The organism is Deltaproteobacteria bacterium, from assembly GCA_019309545.1.
Classification (GTDB): Bacteria; Desulfobacterota; Desulfobaccia; order Desulfobaccales; family Desulfobaccaceae; genus Desulfobacca_B.
This window is the reverse complement of the sequence record JAFDGA010000004.1, coordinates 85,060-108,665: the sequence shown is the minus strand read 5'-3', so window position 1 is coordinate 108,665 and position 23,606 is coordinate 85,060. Positions and strand designations below refer to the sequence as shown.

19 protein-coding genes are annotated in these 23,606 nt (G+C 55.4%); 13 read left to right on the top strand and 6 right to left on the bottom strand.

What is annotated here, in order from left to right; genetic code table 11:
* Positions 1-19: 19 nt before the first annotated feature.
* Entirely contained in the window at positions 20-616 is a 597-nt protein-coding gene (locus tag JRG72_02175) for an acyloxyacyl hydrolase (protein ID MBW2134030.1), read from the bottom strand.
* Between the two features lie 54 nt (positions 617-670).
* Here JRG72_02175 and JRG72_02170 point away from each other — a divergent pair, with 54 nt between their 5' ends.
* Positions 671-1,201, top strand: a complete 531-nt coding sequence (locus JRG72_02170; GenBank protein MBW2134029.1) for an LEA type 2 family protein — start codon at positions 671-673, stop codon at positions 1,199-1,201.
* Between the two features lie 121 nt (positions 1,202-1,322).
* Here JRG72_02170 and eno read toward each other — a convergent pair whose 3' ends face one another.
* The 3 genes from eno to JRG72_02155 all read right to left on the bottom strand — a co-directional run bounded on the left by eno (position 1,323) and on the right by JRG72_02155 (position 3,136).
* Positions 1,323-2,603: a phosphopyruvate hydratase gene (gene eno / locus JRG72_02165; GenBank protein MBW2134028.1), complete on the bottom strand. Its 1,281-nt coding sequence runs from the start codon at positions 2,601-2,603 to the stop codon at positions 1,323-1,325.
* A gap of 105 nt (positions 2,604-2,708) precedes the next feature.
* A complete protein-coding gene (locus JRG72_02160) occupies positions 2,709-2,990 on the bottom strand; it encodes a hypothetical protein (protein MBW2134027.1) in 282 nt (93 codons plus the stop codon).
* Positions 2,969-3,136 (bottom strand): hypothetical protein, encoded by a 168-nt coding sequence (locus JRG72_02155; GenBank protein MBW2134026.1) that lies wholly within the window; start codon positions 3,134-3,136, stop codon positions 2,969-2,971. Before JRG72_02155 ends, JRG72_02160 begins: the two co-directional genes overlap by 22 nt.
* 226 nt (positions 3,137-3,362) lie before the next feature.
* Between JRG72_02155 and JRG72_02150 the strand changes: the two genes are divergently transcribed.
* The 5 genes from JRG72_02150 (at position 3,363) to priA (ending at position 12,113) form a co-directional block, all read left to right on the top strand.
* Positions 3,363-3,536, top strand: a complete 174-nt coding sequence (locus JRG72_02150; GenBank protein MBW2134025.1) for a hypothetical protein — start codon at positions 3,363-3,365, stop codon at positions 3,534-3,536.
* An 18-nt stretch (positions 3,537-3,554) separates the two neighbouring features.
* Positions 3,555-4,505, top strand: coding sequence for a radical SAM protein (locus JRG72_02145; protein ID MBW2134024.1), 951 nt, complete (start codon positions 3,555-3,557; stop codon positions 4,503-4,505).
* 182 nt (positions 4,506-4,687) lie between these two features.
* Positions 4,688-8,875, top strand: coding sequence for a CoA activase (locus JRG72_02140; GenBank protein MBW2134023.1), 4,188 nt, complete (start codon positions 4,688-4,690; stop codon positions 8,873-8,875).
* A gap of 98 nt (positions 8,876-8,973) precedes the next feature.
* Positions 8,974-9,732, top strand: coding sequence for a zinc-ribbon domain-containing protein (locus JRG72_02135; protein MBW2134022.1), 759 nt, complete (start codon positions 8,974-8,976; stop codon positions 9,730-9,732).
* A 152-nt stretch (positions 9,733-9,884) separates the two neighbouring features.
* Positions 9,885-12,113, top strand: a complete 2,229-nt coding sequence (gene priA / locus JRG72_02130; GenBank protein MBW2134021.1) for a primosomal protein N' — start codon at positions 9,885-9,887, stop codon at positions 12,111-12,113.
* A gap of 60 nt (positions 12,114-12,173) precedes the next feature.
* Here the strand turns inward: priA and JRG72_02125 are convergent, their stop codons facing one another.
* Positions 12,174-12,704: an O-acetyl-ADP-ribose deacetylase gene (locus JRG72_02125; GenBank protein ID MBW2134020.1), complete on the bottom strand. Its 531-nt coding sequence runs from the start codon at positions 12,702-12,704 to the stop codon at positions 12,174-12,176.
* A gap of 230 nt (positions 12,705-12,934) precedes the next feature.
* Between JRG72_02125 and JRG72_02120 the strand changes: the two genes are divergently transcribed.
* Complete coding sequence (locus tag JRG72_02120; protein ID MBW2134019.1) at positions 12,935-14,248, top strand: adenylosuccinate lyase; 1,314 nt, start codon at positions 12,935-12,937, stop codon at positions 14,246-14,248.
* Here JRG72_02120 and JRG72_02115 read toward each other — a convergent pair.
* Entirely contained in the window at positions 14,245-16,236 is a 1,992-nt protein-coding gene (locus tag JRG72_02115) for an RNB domain-containing ribonuclease (GenBank protein ID MBW2134018.1), read from the bottom strand. The two genes, JRG72_02120 and JRG72_02115, sit on opposite strands and share 4 nt — an antisense overlap.
* Before the next feature lie 364 nt (positions 16,237-16,600).
* On the opposite strand from JRG72_02115, the gene JRG72_02110 reads away from it, so the two are divergent.
* From JRG72_02110 to ilvD, 6 genes are all read left to right on the top strand, one after another.
* Positions 16,601-17,347 carry a metallophosphoesterase family protein gene (locus JRG72_02110; GenBank protein MBW2134017.1) on the top strand — a complete coding sequence of 249 codons (747 nt, stop codon included), beginning with the start codon at positions 16,601-16,603 and terminating at the stop codon, positions 17,345-17,347.
* Positions 17,348-17,385: 38 nt separating this feature from the next.
* Positions 17,386-17,955, top strand: coding sequence for a GNAT family N-acetyltransferase (locus JRG72_02105; GenBank protein ID MBW2134016.1), 570 nt, complete (start codon positions 17,386-17,388; stop codon positions 17,953-17,955).
* A 108-nt stretch (positions 17,956-18,063) separates the two neighbouring features.
* Positions 18,064-18,759 (top strand): tRNA (adenosine(37)-N6)-threonylcarbamoyltransferase complex dimerization subunit type 1 TsaB, encoded by a 696-nt coding sequence (gene tsaB / locus JRG72_02100; GenBank protein MBW2134015.1) that lies wholly within the window; start codon positions 18,064-18,066, stop codon positions 18,757-18,759.
* A 232-nt stretch (positions 18,760-18,991) separates the two neighbouring features.
* On the top strand, positions 18,992-20,254 hold the full coding sequence (locus JRG72_02095) for a hypothetical protein (protein ID MBW2134014.1): 1,263 nt from the start codon (positions 18,992-18,994) through the stop codon (positions 20,252-20,254).
* 14 nt (positions 20,255-20,268) lie between these two features.
* Complete coding sequence (locus tag JRG72_02090) at positions 20,269-21,810, top strand: Rne/Rng family ribonuclease (protein MBW2134013.1); 1,542 nt, start codon at positions 20,269-20,271, stop codon at positions 21,808-21,810.
* Positions 21,800-23,461, top strand: coding sequence for a dihydroxy-acid dehydratase (gene ilvD, locus JRG72_02085; protein ID MBW2134012.1), 1,662 nt, complete (start codon positions 21,800-21,802; stop codon positions 23,459-23,461). The genes JRG72_02090 and ilvD overlap by 11 nt, the downstream gene beginning before the upstream one ends.
* Positions 23,462-23,606 lie beyond the last annotated feature (145 nt).

Genomic DNA, 23,606 nt, shown 5'->3' with positions numbered 1-23,606 from the left:
ATTACTTGCATAAATGATTTCAGTAATAGTAGGCTAGACCGATATGAACAAAATTGACATCAAAGCTTGGGTTGTCGCTGTAGAGAGAGGCGTTGGACGAGTGGCGAAAACGGTACGCCAGAGTCAGGGCATAGCCCCCGGTGAGATGGAAATCTACACCAACCCCGGCTTGGGGACTGAAATTAAAGGTATGGGCAAAGGCTTCGCTGTCAATATTTTCGAAAATGATCCCGGCCCCCCCTTCCAGGTAAACCAGCACCTTATTACCCAAGGGATAGGTAAATTTTAGCAGCGGGGTAAAGCCAGCCTCCCAGCCGTCATGGAGAGCGTCAGCATAGCTGATAACGCCTTCGATTAACAGGGAAATGCGCAGCTTACCCAGGTAAGGATTGTCGGCCCGGGTCAGGAAGAGGCCCCAGCGGGGCAACAGGGTGTAAATATCGATAATTTCTTTGGTCCCGAAGGAACGCCCCCAGCCGAAGCGCAGACCACACTCCCGGGTCAGTTCGGCGTAATTGAAATCCGCGGCCCCAGCCCGAGGGACAGTAAATTCTGGTACAAATAGCATGCCAACCAGGCATATCACTACCATCAACCTTTTCAGGCACTTAAACATTATTTGCCTCCTTAAATTGACAGAGTAAATCCAGGCTACCACCAAGGACTAATAATGTCAAAAAAAATATCCATTATGAGTATTAGTTGCTTGTTGGGCGGGGTGCTGGCAGGGTTGGTTGGGCTCGCCGGATGCGGGATCCACCAGTTGGCCACCGGAGATCTGAAGCCGCCTCTGGTGAGCCTCAAAGCGATCACCGTCAATCCCCCCGCGTCCGAGGATTGGCCGCTGGCCTGCACCCTCCTTATAGAGAACCCCAACCCGCAGCCCATCAATATCAAGGGTTTTGATTATGAGCTGTGGCTTGAGGGTCAGCGCATGGTTCAGGGGGAGAGTCTGGAAGCCCTCAAGCTGCCGGCCCGGGGACGGGGAAAAGTCGTGGTGCCGATGCTGATCAAATTGCCCGTCATCCCTAAAGTATTGCGCGGCCTTTTCCAAAAGCGGAAAATCGCTTATGAGATCGCCGGCAGCTTCCGGCTCGGTCCCGGGCCAGGATTATTAAAGCTGCCTTTCCGATTCCAAGGTCAGATTACCGAGAAGGAGGGATGGGGCAGACTCCAAGAGTTTTTTAGACCCCAGACCTAAACGGCCAACGACCCCAAAGCATCCCTAAAAGGGGATAGGGGGAGCTGGAAGGATGGATGGGGTGCGGCAGTCCCTGGCCCTACCTTCAAATTAAACTGTTTAATGCTCCGATTAATAATGTTCAGTGCCGCCAGAAGGGGTCGTCTTGAAAACGGGCGGCTTGGCCTAGCTGTTCTTCAATCAGTAATAATCGATTGTACTTGGCGATCCGCTCGGAGCGGGATAGTGATCCGGTCTTGATCTGGCCCACGCCCGTGGCTACTGCCAGATCGGCTATGAAGGTATCCTCAGTTTCCCCGGACCGGTGGGAGACTACCGCCCGGTAACCATGTTGGCGGGCCAACTGTATGGCGTCGAGGGTTTCAGTAACGGTGCCGATCTGATTGAGCTTAATCAGGATGGCATTAGCGACCTTTTCCGTAATGCCCCGTTGCAGGCGGTTGACATTGGTGACAAAAATGTCATCCCCGACCAGTTGTAGGCGGTCCCCCAGATTGGCGGTCAGATGCTGCCAGCCCGGCCAATCGTCTTCGGCCAGGCCGTCTTCGATAGAGACAATGGGAAACTTCTGACTTATTTTCTGGTAGAATTCGGTCATGGCCGCGGCATCCCGGCGGGAGCCATCCGACTTGGTGAAGACATATTCCCCAGCCTCAAAAAACTCCGAGGCAGCTGGATCCAGAGCCAAGACTACGTCCTGGCCAGGCTGGTACCCGGCCTGCTCCACCGCCTCGATGATCACCTCCAGCGCTGCTTCATTGCTGGCCAGGTCAGGGGCAAAGCCGCCTTCATCCCCCACCGCGGTGGACAGGTGGCGGGAGGCCAGGACTTTCTTTAAGGTATGAAAAACTTCGGCGCCGATCCGCAGGGCTTCGGCAAAGGTCTGGCCGCCGACCGGCATAATCATAAATTCCTGTAGGTCGATGTTATTGCCGGCGTGGACGCCGCCGTTAAGGATGTTCATCATCGGCATGGGCAGGGTGGCGGCATGGGCCCCCCCCAAATAGCGGTATAGCGGCAGTCCCAGGGAAGCCGCGGCCACCCGCGCCGTCGCCATGGAGACCGCCAGAATGGCATTGGCCCCCAAGCGGCTTTTATTTGGGGTGCCATCCAGTTCGATCAGCAGTCGATCCAGGCTGACCTGTTCAAGAGGGCTTTTGCCAATGATCGCCGGGGCAATGATCTCCTTGATATTCTGGACCGCCTTTAATACCCCTTTCCCCAGATAGCGTTTGGGATCGCCATCCCTGAGTTCCAAAGCTTCGTGTTCCCCGGTGGATGCTCCGGAGGGCACCGCGGCCCAGGCCTGAGTGCCGGTGTTGAGGGTGAGATCTACACATACCGTGGGGTTGCCCCGGGAATCCAAAATTTCCCGGGCATTGAGCGACCGGATGGCTATCATGCCCATTCCTCCTTGCGAATAAGTGAACGCAGTGCCCCCGCCCTTATTAGGGAGAACGGTTAAGATCGAGTTATTATTAGCACAAGCCCGGGGGTCCGACAAGCATTATTTCAGCCGCAGGGCCAGGCACAAGCCATCTTCCTCGGGTGAATGGCCGGGCAGAAAGGACAGAAGCTGAACCGACCGCCACCGGGGATGGGAAAACACCTCCTGGCTGAAGGCCACCGAACTCTGGAAGCCGACGTTATCGGTGACCAGCAACCCGCCCACCCTGAGCAGCCGTAAACAATGAGGCCGGGCCGGAAGGTAACCCTCTTTGTCAATTTCCATAAAGATCAGGTCAAACGGCTCGTTCAGGCCAGCCATCAGGCCGATTGCCTCTCCCACTCGGACTTCAATTCGGTTTCCCAAGCCGGCCCGACAATCGGTATTTTCTCCTGTTCGGTCTCCTGCTCCAATTCCACCAGGAGCTCATCCCGAGACGGAACCAAGTCATTAAAATAACGTTTTAAATCTGATATCATTCTGGACATAATTTCACCTAAAAAAGTGGCGCCTGGGTTAGGCAAGGGGCAGGGGGATTGCCGATGAGCTCCATGGCTTTAATGGCCTCAAGTAAAAGGGGGCTTTCATTCTGCCTTGCTTTTTAGCTTTCTCTAGTCTATATGGTATATAATACCACATTGGAATAAAAACCAACTGCTGCATCATCGAAATAGCCCTCTAATCCCAAAGAAGAATTAGGGAGCAAAGAATGTTATGCACGATGAAGAATTGAAGGGAAAGATCAGGGCGGCGGCTCCGGAAGGCAAAATTGCCTGCGCCCGAGCTTTTCAATTGGCGGAGGAATGTGGCCTAACCCGCCAGCGTTTAGGGGAATTATTGAACGAATTGGAGATCAAAATTATCCAGTGTCAACTGGGATGTTTTTAGATTAACGGATAGGATAAAATGGAATACATTTTCGGGCCGGTGCCGTCCCGCCGTCTGGGCCTATCTCTGGGGGTGGATCTGGTGCCTTTAAAAACCTGTACTTTTGATTGCATTTATTGCGAATTGGGGCGGACTGTCCACAAAACCATGGAGCGGCGAGAGTATCACCCGGCGGCAGTGATCATCCAGGAATTACAATTCTATTTTAAACAGGCCGAGATCTTGCCGGACTATGTCACCCTGGCGGGCTCTGGGGAGCCGACACTCAATGTCGGCCTGGGAGAAATTATCAAGGCGGTTAAGCGGATAACCCGGGTGCCGGTGGCGGTATTGACCAATGGCTCTCTCTTTTTCCTGCCGGAAGTGCGGGAGGACCTGCTTCAGGCTGACCTGGTGCTGCCCTCCCTGGATTCGGCCTCGCCAGGAATTTATCGGGCCATTAACCGACCGGTGGCGGGTCTGGAACTGGAACAAATCATCGCCGGGCAGGAGGCTTTCCGGAAGGCTTTTCAGGGCCAGATCTGGCTGGAGATTTTGCTCCTCCGGGGTATTAATGACGATCAGGCGGAACTGGAAAAACTGCGGCACGTTATCGCCCGCCTGAGACCTGAGCGGGTGCAACTCAATACCGCGGTGCGCCCGGTGGTGGAGGACTATGCAGTCCCCTTGAGCCCCGAGCAACTGAGGGCAGCGGCGGCCTTTTTGGGAGAAGGGGTGGAAGTCATCGCGGAATTCGACCCCGCCACCCACGCCAAACTTGCTTTATCGGATGCGGACTTCCTGGAGACCCTGGCCCGGCGGCCGATGACCGCCCAGAATCTGGCGGAAATCCTGGCCCTGCCCTTGCCGGAGGTCCTGAAAAGATTGAACCAATTGAAAAATCGGGGGCTGATCTCTTATAGTGTGCATCATCATCAGGGTTTTTATTTTTATCCACGCAGCCGGGTTGCGCAGCCTTCTTCGAAATGAACGTCGACTAGGGGATATTTTAATAAGCTGTAAACACCCGGCCAAATTTTAGAGGCCGTCAATTTACGAAAATACCATTTCGAGACTCCAAATGGTAGGCACCCGCGGCGAGAAAGGGGGTAAGTACGACCCTGGCCAGCAAAGGTTTAAAATAAGGGTGTGAATCTGGGGGGATTTGGATCATGACGCATATTTTTGATCTGGGTATGGATATCGGTTCGGTAAGCATCAATACCGTGGTCATAAATGAAGCTGGGGAAGTGGTCTTCGAAGATTATCGGCGGACGCAGGGTCAACCACTACAGGTGGCCCTTAACATCCTGGAAGCCCTCCAGGAGCGGTTTCACTCCTCTGCCATCCGCCTGGCGGCCCTGACCGGGATCGGCGGCCAGTGCCTAGCGGAGCGGCTGGGTGGGGTGTTTGTCAATGAAGTCATTGCTCAGGCGCAGGGGACGTTTGTTTTTCATCCCGAAGCCCGCACCATAATTGATATGGGGGGGGAGGATGCCAAACTGATATTGATTGATCAAGATCCTCAGGGCAACTTAATTATTCAAGATTTCGCCATGAATAGTATGTGTGCCGCGGGGACCGGGTCATTTTTAGATCAGCAGGCCCACCGTCTGGGTTATGGGATCGAAGAATTCAGCCAACTGGCCCTAAAATCCACCACCCCACCCCGCATCGCCGGGCGCTGCAGTGTTTTTGCCAAGACCGATATGATACACCTGCAACAGGGAGCAACGCCCGATTATGAGATCATTGCCGGCCTTTGCCTGGCCATGGCCAGGAACCTCAAGAGTAATATCGCCAAGGGAAAAATCATTCAGCGGCCCTTAGCGTTCCAGGGCGGGGTGGCGCACAACCTGGGGGTCCGGCAGGCATTCCGCAAAATTTATGACCTGGCAGAAGGGGAATTGATTATCCCGCCCCACTTCTGTTCCCTGGGAGCGATTGGGGCGGTATCGGTAGCCCGGCAAAACCCACCCCCGGATTTTCGCCTCGACCTGCAAGGCCTTAGAGATTATCTGGCTCACCGGCCTTCGGAGGCCCAACGTCTGCCCGCCTTACAACCTCCGACGGAATTGGCTGCCGAGCACTATGCCATCGCCGAAGTCAGTCCGGAAGATGAAATTGAAGGGTACTTGGGGGTAGATGTGGGCTCGATCAGCACCAACGTGGTGGTCATCGATGCCCAGATGCGGGTGTTGGCCCGGGAATACCTGATGACCGCCGGACGGCCCCTGGAGGCAGTTTCCAAAGGCCTAAAACTGATCGGCGAGAAAATCGGTCAGCGGGTCCGAATCGCCGGGGCCGCCACCACCGGTTCGGGCCGCTATCTCACCGGGGATTTCATCGGCGCCGACCTGGTGCGCAACGAAATCACCTGCCAGGCCACCGCGTCGGCGGCCATTAATCCTGCAGTGGACACCATTTTCGAAATCGGCGGCCAGGACTCCAAATTTATCAGCCTGGAACACGGCGCTATCGTCGATTTTATGATGAATAAAGTCTGTGCGGCCGGAACCGGTTCTTTCCTGGAGGAACAGGCCGAGAAATTGGGCATTTCCATTAAGGATGAGTTCGGGCGGTTGGCTCTGCAAAGCCAGAACCCGGTGCGCCTGGGAGAACGCTGCACCGTGTTTATGGAATCCGATCTGGTCCATTATCAGCAGCAGGGGGTGGCCAAAGAGGACCTGGTGGCGGGACTGTCCTATTCCATTGTGCAGAATTATCTCAACAAGGTAGTGGAAGACCGGCGCATCGGTGATACCATCTTCTTCCAGGGGGCTACCGCCGCCAACCAGGGCATGGTGGCAGCCTTTGAGGCGGTGCTGGGCAAAAAGATCGTGGTTCCGCCGCACCATGATGTTACCGGAGCGATCGGCGCCGCGATCCTGGCCTGTCGCGAACGGACCTGGAAGACTTCCGGATTTAAAGGCTTTGATCTGGCGGACCGGGAGTATGAGGTTACTTCCTTCGAATGCAACGGCTGCCCTAATCATTGTGAAATTCGCCAGGTCAAAGTGGCCGGGGAAAAGCCCTTATTCTATGGCGGGCGCTGCGAAAAGTATGAAGTCAAGCGCGACCAGATCCAGGTGGAACTGCCTGACTTATTCAAGGAACGGGAGGCCTGGCTGTATGGACCAGAGCCGCCCAAGGAAGGACCCCGAGGCCCCATTGGCCTGCCCCGGGTAATGTTTTTCCATGAATTGATGCCCTTTTTCCGGGCCTTTTTCGAATCCCTGGGTTTTACCGTGGTCTATTCCCAAAAGACCAACAAATCGGTGATTCACCGCGGGGTGGAATGCATGGCGGCCGAAACCTGCTTCCCGATCAAGGTGGCGCATGGCCACATCCTCGACCTGCTGGAAGTTGGGGTAAAGAAAATCTTTCTCCCCAGCGTCATCGACATCCACCATCCTCATCCAGAAATCCGCCAGGGGGTGGTCTGTCCCCTGGCCCAGACTCTGGCGAATGTGGTGCCGGCGACTATTAATTTTGCTGACCATGGAGCCCAACTCTACTCTCCGGTGCTCTATTTCGGTCGGGGCCCCAAAGAGCTCCGACGTTCCCTGAGGACTCTGGCACAGCCGTTGCGGGTTTCACCTTTTGCCATCGAACGCGCCTTCCGCCGCGGAGAGGCGGCGCAAAAGACTTTTTATCAGGCCCTGCAGGCTCGGGGCCGGGAAATTCTTGACCAACTCAGTCCTCAGGATATGGCCATGGTCATTGTCAGCCGTCCTTACAACGGCTTTGACCCCGGGGTTAATCTCAACCTGCCCCGCAAATTGCGGCAGCTGGGCCAACTGGCGATTCCCATGGACTTTTTACCCCTGGATGAGGTTCGGGAAATCGAAGATATCAAGCCGATGTATTGGCGTTACGGCCAGAAAATTCTGGCCGCGGCCGAACTGATCCGGAACGACCGCCGCTTGCAGGCGATCTATGTCACCAACTTCGGATGTGGCCCGGATTCCTTTATCCAGCATTTCTTCAAGGATAAAATGCGCGGCAAGCCTTATTTAGAGATCGAGATTGATGAGCACTCCTCCGATGTGGGGGCCGTCACCCGCCTGGAAGCCTTTATGGATAGCCTGAAAAATGTGGCTTACCAGCCGTTCCAGAAAAAGGTCTCTCCTTACCGACGTCGGATTAAAGACCCAATGCGGCGCAAGATTTTCCTGCCGCCGATGACTGACCATGCCCTGGCACTGGTAGCGGCCTTTCAGGCCTGCGGGGTGGACGCGGAGGCCCTGCCGGAATCCGATGAGGAAACCTTGATTCTGGGCCGGCAGTATACGTCAGGCAAAGAATGTTATCCTTGCATCCTGACTACCGGAGATATGGTCAAGCTGGTCCGACGGCCCGATTTTGATCCAGAGCGCAGTGCCTTCTTTATGCCTTCGGGTTATGGACCCTGCCGTTTTGGCCAGTATCACCGCTTCCAACGCCTGATCCTGGATGAGTTGGGCTATTCCCAGGTGCCGATCTATGCCCCGGATCAGAGTGAGACTATGTATGAAGAACTGGGCATGGTGGGCAGCGATTACCCCCGCGTCGCCTGGCAAGGAATTGTCGCCATCGACCTGTTGGAGAAAAAACTGCGGGAAACCCGGCCTTATGAGGCGCAAGCCGGGTCTACCGACGAGGTCTATAGCTATTATCTGCAAAAGGTTTATGAAACCCTGCGGGATCGCGGTGATTTGGACCGGATTCTCCGGGAGGCCCGGGGAGAGTTTGAGAGTTTGACCCTGAACGGCGATGGCGCCAAGCCAATCGTAGGCGTGGTCGGCGAAATCTATACCCGGGCCAATAAATTTGCCAATGAAAATGCGGTCCAAAAGATCGAGGCCCTGGGCGGAGAGGCCTGGCTGCCGCCGATCGGCGAGTGGCTGCTCTACGTCAATTACACCGCCAAGATCCGGGCCCGCTACCTCAAACACTTTTTGAACTATCTGCAGGTTTATCTGACCGAACGGCAGCAGCTCAAGCTGGAACATCATCTGGAGCAGATCTTTCAGGGGGGGTTGAAAAATCTTTGTGAACCCTGCATTGCCGAGACCATCGCCTATGCTCACGGCTATCTCGATCCTTCCTTTGAAGGGGAAGCCATCCTGAGTATCGGCAAATCCAAGGACTTTATCCGCAAAGGGGCTTCGGGGCTGGTGAACATTATGCCCTTCACCTGCATGCCGGGAACCGTGGTCAACGCCCTGTTCAAGCGCTTCCGGGAGGAGCACGATAACATCCCCTTTATCAATCTGGTCTATGACGGCCAGGAACAGACCAACACTCGCACCCGGTTGGAAGCCTTTATGTATCAGGTGCGGCAATTTCAGAAATACCATCGTTTAGGTCAGGAGTAAGGGGTTAAGGGAGAATTCCTGATGCGGGCCGCTATCTCTTAAAGGGCGTCCTCGCAGATTCTTTTGCACTTTTAAACACTCAGCGCTGGAGGTCTGTTATGCCTGTTTGTCCCCGATGTCAACAAGAAGTCCCCGCCGGAGATAAGTTCTGTCCACATTGCGGCTATCAGTTGGAAGTGGCTGCGTCCAGCAGCCCCGGGGGCCCGGAAGCAAGTACCCCAGCCACCCCCGGGGCCGAGCCGGAAACCATCATAGTCAGCGACTATCAGGTTAAACCAGGATATTATCTCAAGACCGGCTGGGAAATTTTTAAACAGAATATACCCGGCTTTGTGGGCTTTACAGTTTTGGTATTCCTTATCCCGATGGTACTCATAGGCCTTTTGGGCCGATTCGGTCAACTAATCCATCTCATCATTAGTGGCCCCTTATCGGCCGGTTGGTTCGTGGTGAGCGCCAAACTGGTGCAACGTCAGCCTACCCAATTCAGCGATTTTTTCGCCGGATTCCACTATTTTCTACCATTATTACTTTACACCATCATCGGGGCGGTATTGATCTCGCTGGGGTTTGTACTGCTGATCATCCCAGGGATTTATCTTTTTGTGGGTTATACTTTTGCGGCGCTGCTGATCCTGGATCGTCGGTTGGATTTCTGGCCGGCCATGGAGTCGAGTCGCAAGACCGTGCACCGGCAATGGTTCGGATTCTTCGTTTTCATCCTGGCTTTGGTGTTGCTCAATCTGGGCGGGGCCTTATTATTGGGTATCGGACTGCTGGTCACCATACCCTGGAGTTTGTGCGCTATCACCGTCGCTTTTGATGACATCTTCGGCCTAAAAGCAACTTCCTATTGAACTTTTTAAACTCGTTCCCAAGTTGTACTTAACTTAGGAACGGAAATGCATGCCAAGCCAAGCTTGGCCGGGGAAGGCGTTCCCCAGCACAGCTGGGGAACGAGGCTAAAAATTTGATTCCCCCTTCCTGTTGTTCAACCATCAAAGGTAAATTGCTGGACTCCGATCTAGTAGAAGTAGCGGTTATTCTCCCCCTGTCTCAAACCCTGACCTATCGTCTGCCCGCCACGCTGACAGATGCCGCCCAGGTGGGGGTGACACTCAAGGTGCCGGTGGGGAGGCGCCGGGTCACCGGCTATCTTTTGGGTCCAGCCCGAGAAATCCCGACGGTGGCCATCCGCCCCGTGGAAGCGCTCCTTGACCCTGTGCCGCGCTTCGGACCGGAGTTGGTGCCCTTTTATCGCTGGCTGGCCGATTATTACCACTATCCGATCGGTGAGGTCCTCAACGCCGCCATCCCCGGCGGCGGCAGCCCCCGAACCGGCCGCCCGGAGCGCTGGGTCCGACTGGCTCCTGACCAGGAAGGCAATTCTCCCCCCGGCCGTTTCAGTGCCAAGGCCAGAGCCATACTGGGTTACCTACATGAGCTCCCCTGCTGTCCGGTCTCGGAACTGGCCCGCCATTTTCCCAAGCCTTATGCCACATTGCAACGCTTGCGGCGGGCTGGATTTATTACCCTGGAAGAGCGCCGGCGGCCGTATGACCCGTTTGCTGAACAGCTGCTCTCGGCCCGGCCCGAGATCCCGGAATTGGGGCCGGAACAAGAGCAGGCCTTAAGTGCGATTGTCACGGGGCTTCAGGCGGGAGAATTTTCGTCGTTTTTGCTCCACGGGGTGACGGCTAGTGGTAAGACCGCAATCTATCTGGCTGCGGCCCAGGAGGCCTTGAGCCAGGGGCGTACGGCCTTGATTCTGCTCCCGGAGATTGCTCTCACCCACCCCATCGGGTTGGCCTTCCGGCAGCGCTTCGGCCCTCGGGTGACCTTACTCCACAGCGGTATGTCAAAAGCAGCCCGGTTGGGAGAGTGGCGGCGGATTATCCAGGGAGAGATCGATATCGTCGTCGGGCCCCGCTCCGCGATCTTTGCTCCGCTGCCCCGGCTGGGGCTAATGGTGGTGGACGAGGAGCACGATCCCTCCTATAAAAATGAAGGGGGCCTGCCCTATCAGGCCCGGGATGTAAGCCTCTACCGGGGCCAACAGGCCGGGGCCACCGTGGTGTTGGGTTCGGCGACGCCGTCGCTGGGATCATTTTATCGGGCCCAGCAGGGTAAACATCATTATCTCCGCCTGTCCCGGCGGGTAACCCCCCACCAGCAACCCCAGATCAGCCTGATAAATCTTCGGCAGCAGAGGAAGTGCCGTCGCCTGCCCATCATTTCCACCCCATTACGCGCCGCCCTGGAGGAGACCTTGGCCCGGGGAGAACAGGCGTTGTTGTTTTTAAACCGGCGAGGCTATGCCAATATTTATTTCTGTCTGTTCTGTGGGCACATTTTCCAATGCCCGGCCTGCAGTGTGGCCCTAACCCACCATCAGCAGGCCCGGATATTGCTTTGCCACTATTGCGGCTTCAAGCAACCTGTACCGGAGGATTGCCCCCATTGCCAATCGACCGCCTTGAAACGTTATGGGCTGGGCACCGAAAAAGTGGAAAGCGAGGTTCAAAAGCTGTTTCCTGCCGCCCGGGTAGCGCGGCTGGATCGCGATAGCGCGCCCCATAGCCGTCAGGCAGTGGCCCTGCTAAGGGAGTTCGGCGCCCAGCGCCTGGATATCCTCGTGGGCACCCAGATGATCACCAAGGGCCACGATTTTCCCCTGGTCACCCTGGTGGGGGTCATTGCTGCTGATCTCAGCCTCTATTTCCCCGAATATCACGCCGGGGAACGGACCTTTCAGCTTCTGGCCCAGGTAGCTGGCCGGGCCGGACGCGGGCTGGCCCCGGGGCGGGTGTTGATCCAGACCTTTAACCCCGACCATTATGTTCTGCAAGCGGTCCAGAACCTGGATTATCAGGCCTTTTATCAGGCCGAAACGGAAGCCCGCCGCGGGCTGGGATATCCGCCCTTTACCCGCCTGGCCCTGCTTCGCCTCAGCGGCACCGATGCAGCTCGGGTGGAGACCGGGGCTCAGCAAGTGGCGGGCTGGCTAAACCGCACCATCCACAACGACCGTCAGATGGCTGATTATCTAAGGGTATTAGGCCCGGCTCCGGCCCCCTTAGCCCGTTTGAAACACCGTTACCGCTGGCAACTGCTGCTCAAGAGTTACGGCCATCGCCCTTTGCACCGCCTGTTATCCGGCTTAAGCCAAAACCGCGGGCAGCTCATCAGCCAGGACGTCGCCCTGGTCATCGATGTCGATCCGGCCAGCCTTATGTAGCCCAATTTTTTATAATTTTTACAAACTTTGAGCCGACCCGCGGCGATTAGGGCTCGCTATTTAAATCAGAGCCTTTAGGGCCTGTTCGTAAGCCTCATACGTAGGTCTGCCAAACAACACAAAGCGGACCCGCTCGATCTCCGGATGGGCTTTGAGATATGCCATTACCGTGCTCAAGGCCACTTTGGCGGCCTCGGACACTGGATAGCCGTAGGCTCCGGTCGAAATGGAAGGGAAGGCCAAGCTTTTGAGGCCTTTGTCCGATGCCAGCTTCAGGCTGTTCTGATAACAGGAGGCCAACAGCTCGGGCTCCCGATGCAGACCGTCCCGATAAACCGGACCGACGGTGTGGATCACATAACGGGCCTTAAGGTTGCCGCCCGTGGTGATCACCGCCTCGCCGGTAGGACAGCCACCGATCTGTAGGCATTCCTCCAAAATCTTCGGCCCTCCGGCCCGGTGGATGGCCCCGTCCACCCCGCCCCCGCCCCGCAGGCTGGTATTAGCGGCATTAACGATGGCGTCGGTATCCTGTTTGGTGATATCCCCTTCTACCAATTCCAGATGAGACTGGTTGATCGTCACTTCCATGATTGCCTCCCAAATTGTTTTACCAAGCGGTCCTCAAAGAATGAAACCGGCTCCTGGTGGAGCCGATTTCCAACTTCCATTGATGATTTTATTTAGCACGGCCCCTCGTGTCAATTGTCTCCCGATCAACTGCCCTGGCGTTAAAATCGGTTTGCCCATTTTATGATTTTCTGATAAGTTTCTTTAACTTCCTGCTGATGCTGGTAGCCTGCATACTTAAGAGGTTAAAGATGATTCCACGTTATAGCCGGGAACCGATGGCCCGGATCTGGACCGAGGAATATAAATATCACACTTGGCTCCAGGTGGAGCTGGCGGCCCTGGAGGCCATGGCCGAACTGGGGCTGATCCCCCAGGCCGCAGCGAGCCAGATCAAGGCCAAAGCCGCGTTTGATCCGCAGCGGATTGAGGCCATAGAAGCCCAGACCAGGCACGACGTCATCGCCTTCCTCACCAATGTCGCCGAATATGTCGGGGAGGACAGCCGCTATCTCCATTATGGCCTGACCTCCTCGGATATCCTGGATACCGCCATGGCCCTCCGCCTTCGGGAGGCGGCAGAGCTGTTACTGGCCGACCTGGATGAGTTGCTGTCGGTGTTGCACCAGCGGGCCTTAGAATTTAAGGATACGGTTATGATCGGCCGCTCCCATGGCGTCCATGCCGAACCGATTACCTTCGGCCTCAAACTGGCCCTGTGGTACGCGGAAATGCAGCGCCATCGACAGCGCCTGGAGCGGGCCCGGGAAGCAATTAATGTGGGCAAATTGTCCGGAGCAGTAGGAACTTTTGCCCACCTGCCGCCGCAAGTTGAAGAGATGGTCTGTGAGCGCCTGGGCCTTAGGCCGGCGCCGGTGTCCACCCAGGTGATCCAACGGGATCGCTATGCTGAATATTTCACCACTCTGGCCCTGATCGGCGGCGGCATCGAAAAGATTGCCGTTGAAATCCGTCACTTACAGCGCACCGAAGTCCGCGAAGCCGAGGAATTTTTTGCCAAGGGGCAGAAAGGCTCCTCGGCCATGCCCCACAAGCGCAACCCTATTCTCTGCGAGAACCTCTCGGGGCTGGCCCGGATATTGCGGGCCAATGCCTTGGCCGCGCTGGAAAATATGGCCCTCTGGCACGAACGGGATATCAGCCACTCTTCGGTGGAGCGTATCATTGCCCCGGACAGCGCCATCCTGCTGGATTTTATGCTGCATCGGCTGACCGGCCTGCTCCGCAATTTGTTGGTTTATCCCGAGGCCATGCGCCACAACCTGGAACGGACCCAGGGTCTAATCTTTTCTCAAGGGCTGCTCCTGGAGTTGATCCGCCGCGGCGCCACTCGGGAACAGGCCTATCTGCTAGTCCAGGGACCGGCCATGCGGGTTTGGGAGGAAGGCTGCGATTTTTATAAGCTGGTCAGCACTGACCCGGCCATCAGGCAATATCTCTCCGAGGCCGAAATAGCCGCGATCTTTGACCTGCGCCACTACCTGCAACATATTGATCGGGTGTATGAGCGGGTTTTTGCAAATAGGAAGCAACAGGGGCGTTAAGCCAAGCTGACTTTTACCACATCTTCCTGAGGGTTAACCCGATCCGGACGCACGTTTACCTGATCGCCGATGATCAGGTTCAGGGAGGGGGGCGCGGGTAGGTCCACTTCCAGCAATAGGTCAGTTAAAAGCAACCGATAGCGGTTGGCCAACTGATCAATGACCACGGCAGGCATCTTCTGCCCCAATCGGGTGCTGAGGTATTTTAACAGCCAGTAGCGCAAGCGTCGGGCTTTGAGCTGTCCAGCCCGGCGCAGGGCCGGATCCAGCTGCGTCAGGATGGCTTCCAGCTCATCTTGGCGATAAGCTGGCAAATGGCCATTGATGGTAGATAGAATCTGGCGATGCATAATTAGGTCCAGATAGCGGCGGATCGGCGAACTGATGGTGGTATAAGCCGGCAGGCCCAGCCCCCAATGAGGCTGCGGTTCCAGATCCAGGACCACCCGGCTCAGACAACGGCGATTCTGCCAGAGTTGCAACAGGGTCGGCGGCACTTGCCGATTAAGCTCTTCCCGCGGCGGGGGCTGAACCCGATAAATCGCCGGGACCCCGTGTTCGGCCAGAAATTGGGCGGCCAGCCTGTTGGCCAGCACCATGGCCTCGGAGACCATTTGCCGGCTGGGGGTTTCGCTATCCTCCAACTGCACGCTTATCTGCCCCCGAGGATCAATATTTACCATCACTTCGGGGAGTTGCAGGTTAATCCCCCCCTGAGCCAGACGCCGGTCCCGCAGGCGGCTACACAGGCGCTCCAAAGCCGCCAGAGTATTATTCTGGGCCAACAACAGATCAGCCTGGTGGTAGGTTAGTTGCCGCTGCACCTGGATGCGGGAGGGAACGATGTGCCAGTCCAGGATTTCGGCAGCCTCATTCAAGAGCGCGAAAAAGCTCAGAGTCAACCGAGGCTTATTGGCCAGCAGGCTTAAAGTGTTTTCCGATAAGGTTTCGGGCAGCATCGGGATACGCTGATCCGGCAGGTAGATTGAAGTGCCTCGCTCCAGCGCCAGGCTGTCCAACAGATCGCCTGTCCTCACATAAGAAGAGACATCGGCGATGTGGACCCCCAACTGCCACCCCCCCGGTACCCGCTTCAGACTCAAGGCATCATCAAAGTCCCGGGTCTGCTCGCCATCGATGGTGATAATGTCTTCCTCAGTCAGGTCAAGACGAAGATCGGCATAAAGATCTACAAAATACTCCGAGCGGCTTAAAGCCAGTGCCGCGCTCTGGGCCTGTGGAGGAAAATCCTGCGGGACCGCCAAGCGATAAAGGTCCAGGTTCTCATCTTCTTGGAAGACCCCTAAAGCCACCAGGAGTCGAAACGGAGCTTCAGGCTTAACTAGCTTGGCCCGCTGCAGATATTCTTTACCCGACTGGTAATAATGACCCTCGGGACCGAAAACCACCATGTCCTTAAGCACTTCGATCAGACGGGAGCGCCAGAACGGGTCAGTAATCTCCCGGCCCTCCCAGGCCGCTTTGAGCCAGTTGGCCGCGGTTTGCAGTTCCTGCTCCCGTTCCTGCTGGCGGCGGTGTTTTTCCCGCAAACTTTCAACCGTTTCGGCGGGGTGCGGCGTCCATAAGCCACCCTTGTGTTTAAAGAATAACCGATCCTCAAACAGGGCCCGCCCCAAGGCCGCCACCTGATCCGGGCTGACCTCGGCGCCGAACCAGGTTTCGGCTAGCTGCTGCACGGTGAAGGTCTCCTGATCATCGACCAGTAACTCCCACAATTCTTCTACAGGGATTTCCTGCTTCCAGGCCTCCCGCCGCTGGGCCACGGCCTTTAAATGCGCCAGCAACTGCTGGCGGGGAAGTTGGGAATCATAGGGACTGGGCGAGGAATGGATGATCCGCTGGCGCGAAAGGGTCATTTCCCGGTTGTTTTCTGAAAGTAACCGCAGCCGGTCCCCGCGGTCCTCCAAACAGATACCACAAAGGATTTTTCTTTCTTCAAAAAACTCAATAATTTTATTAACTTCCATAAACATAACCCAGACCCTGTTTGTCGCCAAACTTATCCAAGAACAGTTAAAAAGTCAAGGACGGCGGCCCACTGCCCAGTAATTACTCAGGTTATAAAATAAATGATTGGAGTTAGAAAAAAAGCTCTGGGGAGAGGGGGCCAGGGGTTGCAGACCCACTCTCCCAAACCCACTACCCTAACCCCTTAAGGTGGGTTGGAAGGGGAGCTCTAGGGGGGATCTTTTGGCCCCTCCCCGCCCTCCCCTCAAATTAACCTTTTAAATGTTCGGCGTAATAGATAATACCGTCATTGGCAAAAAGTGCTGGTCCTGATATAATGTTTGTTAATCAAACCGCCGTTTTTCCCGATTTTGAGGAAAAGGGATGAAAATCGCCCTCATCTCTGACGTCCATGCCAATCTCGAAGCCCTGGAAGGGGTCCTGATGTCAATTGCTCAGGAGGGGGTTGATCTGATCATCAATCTGGGAGATCTGGTTGGTTACAATGCCGATCCAAATGAATGTGTGGAGCTGATTCGCTGCCGCCAAATTCTTAGCGTCGCCGGCAACCATGATCTGGCCGTGAGCAACCCTATCCAGGCCCAGGACTTTAATATCATTGCTTATCAGGCGATTATGTGGTCCATCGATCAGATTGAAGCCGATAACCTGCACTTCTTAAAAAATCTGCCTGCTACCCTCATAATTGACAACCGCTTTCTGGCCTGTCATGGCACTCCCACCAGTGCCGATGCCTATATTTCCTTTCCATTTCAAAGCCGGCGGATCTTTAACTTGATCCGGCGGCAACTTAATCCAGTTCAGATCTGCTTTTTCGGGCACACTCATAAGCGCGCCCTGTGGTACCGGGATGTCCGCGGCAAAGTGGCGCTGCTGCCCCTTAAACCAGGAAAAATTTATCTAAACCAGGATTGTCTCTATCTGATCAACCCGGGCAGCGTCGGACAGCCTCGCAACCACAACCCGGCTGCGTCCTACGCCCTGTTTGATACCCAGGATTATTCTGTCCAGTTTAAACTAGTACCGTATGACATTAAGAAAACCCAGCGCAAGATTCTGGCCGCCAAATTACATCCATATCTGGCCGAACGTCTGGCTCAAGGGGTTTAACCAAGGAAAAGGATGGGGTTGCTGTAAGGGGGATAGCTATGGAAGGGTTTCGAAAAGAAGGAATACTCAAAGACGGCACTCGGGTGATCTTGCGTCCCATGAATCAGGACGACCGGGAAAAATTGATCGATTTTTTCTCCCGGGTGACAGAGGAAGACCGCTTATATCTGCGGAGCGATGTCCGTAACCCTAAAATCATCGACCATTGGGTCAAACATATCGATTATAAAAAGGTCTTTCCTTTGCTGGCCGAGGTGGACGGCAAGATCATCGGCGATGCCACTCTCCATATGCGCAAAACCGGCTGGAAACGCCACCTGGGGAATGTCCGGGTGGTGGTGGCCAAGGAATATCAGAATAAGGGCCTGGGAACCTTGCTGATTAATGAACTGGCCGAACTGGCCGGAGAATTCGGCTTGGAAAAGCTGTTTGCGGAAATCTATTTCAATGCCCCGGCCGCGTTGAATGCCTTTAAACGGGCCGGCTTTGGGGTCAAGGCGGTGTTTGAAGACTTGGTTAAAGACCGCTATGGCCGAAATGCCGATATGATCGTTATGGTCTGTGATATCGAGGCCCGCCGCGACCCTATGAAAGCAGCTGCGTGCTAATCCAAAGTTGGGGCGGCCTGCCGAGGGCACCCCTTTTTTGGGCGAACGGGGGGCAGACGGTCCCCCGGCCCTCCCCTCAAATTAACCTTTTAAAAGCTCGGACTCATCTTGAAAGACTTGATTTTAGCCATCGACACTGCCTGTGCCCGGGGGAGCCTGGCTCTGCTCCAGGGTGAGCACCTTCTGGCAGAATACACCCTGGAAAGTCCGGCCTCCTATTTAAATCGGCTGCTCCCCGGCATCGACCGTCTGTTTCAAGATACCCAGCGGCAGTTGGCTGAGATCCGGGCGGTGATCGTCAGTTCTGGGCCAGGCAATTTTACCGGCCTGCGCATCGGTATGTCCACGGCCAAGGGCTTGGCCCTGGGGCTGGAATGTCCGATAGTTGCGGTCCCGACTCTGGAGACCTTGGCAGCCAATTTTCCTTTTACGGCGCACCCCATCTGTTCGGTGCTGGACGCCAAAAAAAATGAAGTTTACGCCGCCTGTTATCGGTGCGAGCAAGGATTTCCCGAACTTGTCGGGGACTATCTACTCTTAACCCCCGCGGCGCTGGCTGATCGCCTGAAGGAGCCGACGATCCTAACCGGCCCCGGTCTTGACCGCTATGGCCCTTTTCTACAATCCCAGAAAACCAACCTCGTCCTATTGGCGCCCCCCGAATTGCGGCACCTGCGGGCCGGCGTTCTGGCCCGGTTGGGCCTTAAACGACTGGAACAGAGACAGTTCGGGAGCATCGATCAACTAACGCCGTTTTATCTGCGTCCGGCCGAGGCCGAGTTGCAACGCATTCAGATGCGGTAAATCCCCCAGCAGGAGTCCACGATGCGGTCGATCAATTGTTGACAGAGAGCCTCCCAACATGGTAAAATAGATTGGTATCTTGCCTAAATCACTAAATAATTCATATAGGTTAGGAATGGCCCCGGGCATAACCCCAAAAGTGGATTTGCGTTCTCATCAACATTATATTGCTTCTTGCCTTGCTATTGCCCAGGACCGCTTAAATGGGATTAACTCCTTAGCGGAAGCCCAATTGCGTGAAAAAGAGATCAATCGTTATGTCCGCTTGACTCACCTGGAAGACCCCCGACAGATTATTGAGTATGATGAAGAACGGGTTTCGGCCAGCTCTCTAAACCGGGCCCGAGAGGCCATCACCCAGGGTCAGATTCTCTTTGAACACGCGGCCGCGGGCGAAGGCACCCGGTTGATGCTAGGGGCAAAATACCTGGTCAATCCGGCCCAGGATCTGACCGTGGAAAAAATCGCCCGGCTGATGAGTCAGGAGGCTGGGAAGGAAATTGATCCGCGGGAAGTCCACTCCCGGTTGGAACAGCCCCCCGAGAGTTTGCTGCCCTTGGCCCTGGGAACCCGGCATATGCTGCAACTGGCCTTTGAACTGGAACAACTGGCCAAAGAACTGGGGGAAGACCCCAATATCGTACTGCAGCGCCAGCATATGTTGGTCATTGTCGGGGAAGAGATGCTCGCACATATTCTGCGGGATTTTTACCAATGGCAGTTCTTTGGCTTCCGGCCGGCCCATGTCCATTTCCTGGTGCAACAAAGTTATCATGGTCTTAATCTGCAAAAGGGAAACTTTTTTTATGACCCCGGCAGTCCCCGACGCTTACACAACCACGGGCAGATGGTAATGCAGCAGACCATGGACCAGGAAATCTTTACGATATCTCATGAGCTCCACTTTCAAAAAAATCGTCTGCCCCACGACGCGGTAGCCCAGTGGCTCCAGGGTTTCAAAAACAAAATATCGTTTAATATCGAAGACCTGGAATATTTAACCAGAGCCTTGGATTATCCCAATCTGGCCCTGGTGCTGGAACTGGCCGACCAGGGCTATCGCATGGTCATGGAGGTGGTGGCCAACAATCCGATCAAGCCTCAGAAAGGGGGCATGGCCGCCTGGGACCCGATTCTGGGCCGAGACGTGATGATCGAGAGCTTTCAACTAGGTCAAATAAAAAATGAGGAGATCCGCTATTTGAATCGTAATTTTAATCACTACCCCCGGCCATACGAGGCCTGGAAACAGGTCAAAGAGCATGGTTTGCCCATGCCCGTGTCGGTAAAAGACGGTTATCTCTATTTTCAACCGGTACAGGGCGATATAAATTTTCTGGTTCCCACCGCCTTCATACGGCGGAAGGTTTTACGCCCTATCCAAAATCTAAAATCTCCTGCTACCCTGCCCTTGGCCATCAATCGCTTGGCGGCTCAGGAACGACAGCCGGGATTTATAGAATTTGCGGCCCGCTATCGGAGTCCGAAGCAATGAGCGGCGTCCGCAAAATGCTGATCAACGCCAGCGACCCGGAGGAAATTAGGGTGGCTATCGTAGAGAATCGCCGTCTGGAGGATTTCACCTTGGAAGCAGCCAGCCGGGCGCAGACCAAAGGAAATATTTACAAAGGGGTCATCAGCAATATTGAAGCCAGTCTACAAGCCGCCTTTGTCCAGTATGGGGTCGAACGCCAGGGCTTTCTGCCGATTTCCGAGGTTCATCCGGAATACTTTCAAAAAGAGGTGGGGGAGGGAACCCGGCCCCGCATTCAGGATTTGCTCAGCCGTGGACAGGAACTGCTAGTACAGGTGGCCAAGGAGGAGACCGGCACCAAAGGGGCTTATCTAACCACTTACATTTCCTTGCCGGGTCGCTACCTGGTGCTATTGCCCGGGCAGCACCAGATTGGCGTCTCTCGCAAGATCGAAGGCGAAGAATTACGGCAGCGTCTGAAGGAGATTATTCAGGAGTTCTCTCTGCCGCCGGAAATCGGACTGATCGTCCGGACCGCCAGCGCTAACGCCAAAAAGCGGGACCTGACCAAAGATTTTAACTATCTAATGCACACCTGGGAGGAAATCAAAAAATCCGCGCAAGTTTGTGAGGCCCCTTGTCTGGTTTATAAAGAATTAGATCTGTTTATCCGGACCATCCGCGATTATTACACCTCGGAAATCAAAGAAATTCTCATTGATGACCCGGAGATTTATCGGCAGATCAAAGATTTTTTTAAGATCATCGCTCCCAAGCAGTCGCGGGTGCTGAAGCTTTATAAGGGCAACCGACCTCTCTTTGAAAATTATCACATCGAACCGCAGATTGAACAGATTTACCATAGCCAGGTTCCGCTGCCCTCCGGAGGCAGCATCGTCATCAGTCCCACCGAGGCCCTGGTGGCGATTGACGTCAACTCCGGACGCTGCCTAAAACCACAGAACCTGGAAGAAACCGCTTTTAAAACCAATGTTGAAGCCGCAGGGGAGATCGCCCGGCAATTGCGCCTGCGAGATCTGGCCGGACTGATCGTCATCGATTTTATCGACATGAAGGATCGCAAGCACCGGAAAGAGGTAGAAAAAGTCCTCAAACAGGCCCTGAAACTGGATAAGGCCCGGGTGACCGTGGGGCAAATTTCCAAGTTCGGCCTTCTGGAACTTTCCCGTCAACGCCTGCGACCGACCGTCCAATTTTCCACCTATGGACCCTGTCCCTTCTGCGAGGGGCTAGGGTTGGTCAAATCTCCGGAAGCCAGCGGCCTCAGTTTTCTCCGCAAAATTTCTCACGAGATCACCCAAAAGGATATCCAAGAGGTCCGGGCTGTGCTGCCTAGTCAGGTGGCCTATTACCTGCTTAATAAAAAACGCCCGGAGTTATTGCGGCTGGAAAAACAATTCAACCTGCATCTTGTTCTGGAAGGTAAAGAGGGTCTGCCTTGGGGCGAGGTCCAGGTAGAATATATCAAGCGCTCCCTCGAGCCCGAGAGAGCAGAGGTGCCGGCAGGCGGGGTTGAACCCTTAATCGACCGCAAAGGAGCTCAGAATGCGCAGTGATTTAATGAAAACCGGATTAGAAAAATCTCCCCATCGTTCTCTGTTCAAGGCCATGGGTTTGACCGATACCGAGCTGGCCCGACCCATTATCGGGGTTGCCAATGCCAAAAATGAAATCATTCCCGGACATATTAATTTAGACAAAATCGGGGAAGCGGTGAAGGCCGGCATTCGTATGGCCGGAGGTACGCCCATCGAGTTCGGGGTCATTGGGGTCTGTGATGGCATTGCCATGCACCACCAGGGCATGAAATATTCGCTGGCCTCCAGGGAATTAATTGCCGACTCAGTGGAGGTTATGGCCATGGCCCACCCCTTTGACGGCCTTGTCTTGGTAACCAATTGCGATAAAATCGTCCCGGGGATGCTGATGGCCGCCCTGCGCCTGAATATCCCGGCGATCATCGTCAGCGGCGGGCCGATGCTGGCCGGACACCTCAAGGGCCGGACCGTTGATCTGATCTCGGTATTCGAGGCCGTGGGTAAGGTCAAGGCCGGTATAATCAGTGAAGCGGAGCTAAGAGAGCTGGAAGACGCCGGCTGTCCCGGCTGCGGGTCCTGTTCCGGGATGTTTACCGCCAATTCGATGAACTGCCTGAGCGAGGCCCTGGGATTAGCCCTGCCCGGCAATGGCACCATCCCGGCGATCTCGGCGGCCCGCTATCGCCTGGCCAAAATGGCCGGTCAACAAATTATGGAACTGGTCAACCGCCAGCTGCTACCGCGTCAGATTGCCACCTGGCAAGCCTTCCAGAATGCGGTGGCGGTGGATATGGCGCTCGGTTGTTCGACCAACACGGTATTGCACGTCATGGCCCTGGCTCACGAAGCCCAGGTGGACCTGCCCCTGACCCAGTTTAATGTAATCAGCGCCAAAACTCCGCATCTCTGCAGCCTCAGTCCGGCCGGCAGCCATCATCTAGAGGACCTGGACCGGGCCGGCGGCATCCCGGCAGTGATGCGCCAATTGCTGGATGCTGGCCTGCTCTGGCCCGAGCCTTTAACCGTAACCTCCCGGAGCGTCCGAGATAATCTGGATAAGGCCCAGGTTCTGGACTCCGAAGTTATTCGCCCGGTAAATAATCCTTATCATACCGAAGGCGGTATTGCCATCCTTACCGGCAATCTGGCTCCAGAAGGGGCAGTGGTCAAACAGTCGGCGGTCGACCCGCAAATGCTGGTCAATGAGGGCCGGGCCCGGGTATTTGACTCTGAAGAAGCCGCGGGCGCGGCCATCCTGGGCGGTCAGATTAAACCGGGCGACGTCGTGGTCATTCGTTACGAAGGCCCCAAGGGCGGCCCGGGGATGCGGGAGATGCTCACCCCCACCGCCTCCATTGCCGGCATGGGGCTGGATAAGGAGGTGGCCTTGCTGACCGATGGCCGCTTCAGCGGCGGGACCCGCGGGGCCGCCATCGGCCATATCTCCCCCGAAGCCGCCGAAGGCGGACCGCTGGCCCTGGTTCAGGAGGGGGATTTGATCGCTATCGACATCCCTAAAAAAACTTTAACTCTGAAGGTCGGCGACGACGAACTGGCGCAGCGCCGGGCTCAGTGGCGGGCCCCGGAACCCAAGATCAAACATGGCTACGCCTATCGTTACAGCCAGTTAGTGACCTCCGGCAGCCGTGGCGCGGTATTCAAATACTAACCTTGATTCTGGACACTCACGTATCAACTCCCAGAGGTCGCCGACCTGTGGATAACAACCTTAGCTGATATCATCGGTGTTGATAATATATTTCATAAAAACGGAGACTTACTTGGTTAACAACAAAAAAGGAAGGGAATGGTTC

Bases quoted from the DNA above. Each gene is read 5' to 3' on its own strand.
- JRG72_02175 (MBW2134030.1), bottom strand. From the start codon at position 616: ATGTTTAAGTGCCTGAAAAGGTTGATGGTAGTGATATGCCTGGTTGGC.
- JRG72_02170 (MBW2134029.1), top strand. From the start codon at position 671: ATGTCAAAAAAAATATCCATTATGAGTATTAGTTGCTTGTTGGGCGGG.
- eno (MBW2134028.1), bottom strand. From the start codon at position 2,603: ATGATAGCCATCCGGTCGCTCAATGCCCGGGAAATTTTGGATTCCCGG.
- JRG72_02155 (MBW2134026.1), bottom strand. From the start codon at position 3,136: ATGTCCAGAATGATATCAGATTTAAAACGTTATTTTAATGACTTGGTT.
- JRG72_02150 (MBW2134025.1), top strand. From the start codon at position 3,363: ATGCACGATGAAGAATTGAAGGGAAAGATCAGGGCGGCGGCTCCGGAA.
- JRG72_02145 (MBW2134024.1), top strand. From the start codon at position 3,555: ATGGAATACATTTTCGGGCCGGTGCCGTCCCGCCGTCTGGGCCTATCT.
- JRG72_02140 (MBW2134023.1), top strand. From the start codon at position 4,688: ATGACGCATATTTTTGATCTGGGTATGGATATCGGTTCGGTAAGCATC.
- JRG72_02135 (MBW2134022.1), top strand. From the start codon at position 8,974: ATGCCTGTTTGTCCCCGATGTCAACAAGAAGTCCCCGCCGGAGATAAG.
- JRG72_02125 (MBW2134020.1), bottom strand. From the start codon at position 12,704: ATGGAAGTGACGATCAACCAGTCTCATCTGGAATTGGTAGAAGGGGAT.
- JRG72_02120 (MBW2134019.1), top strand. From the start codon at position 12,935: ATGATTCCACGTTATAGCCGGGAACCGATGGCCCGGATCTGGACCGAG.
- JRG72_02115 (MBW2134018.1), bottom strand. From the start codon at position 16,236: ATGGAAGTTAATAAAATTATTGAGTTTTTTGAAGAAAGAAAAATCCTT.
- JRG72_02110 (MBW2134017.1), top strand. From the start codon at position 16,601: ATGAAAATCGCCCTCATCTCTGACGTCCATGCCAATCTCGAAGCCCTG.
- JRG72_02105 (MBW2134016.1), top strand. From the start codon at position 17,386: ATGGAAGGGTTTCGAAAAGAAGGAATACTCAAAGACGGCACTCGGGTG.
- JRG72_02090 (MBW2134013.1), top strand. From the start codon at position 20,269: ATGCTGATCAACGCCAGCGACCCGGAGGAAATTAGGGTGGCTATCGTA.
- ilvD (MBW2134012.1), top strand. From the start codon at position 21,800: ATGCGCAGTGATTTAATGAAAACCGGATTAGAAAAATCTCCCCATCGT.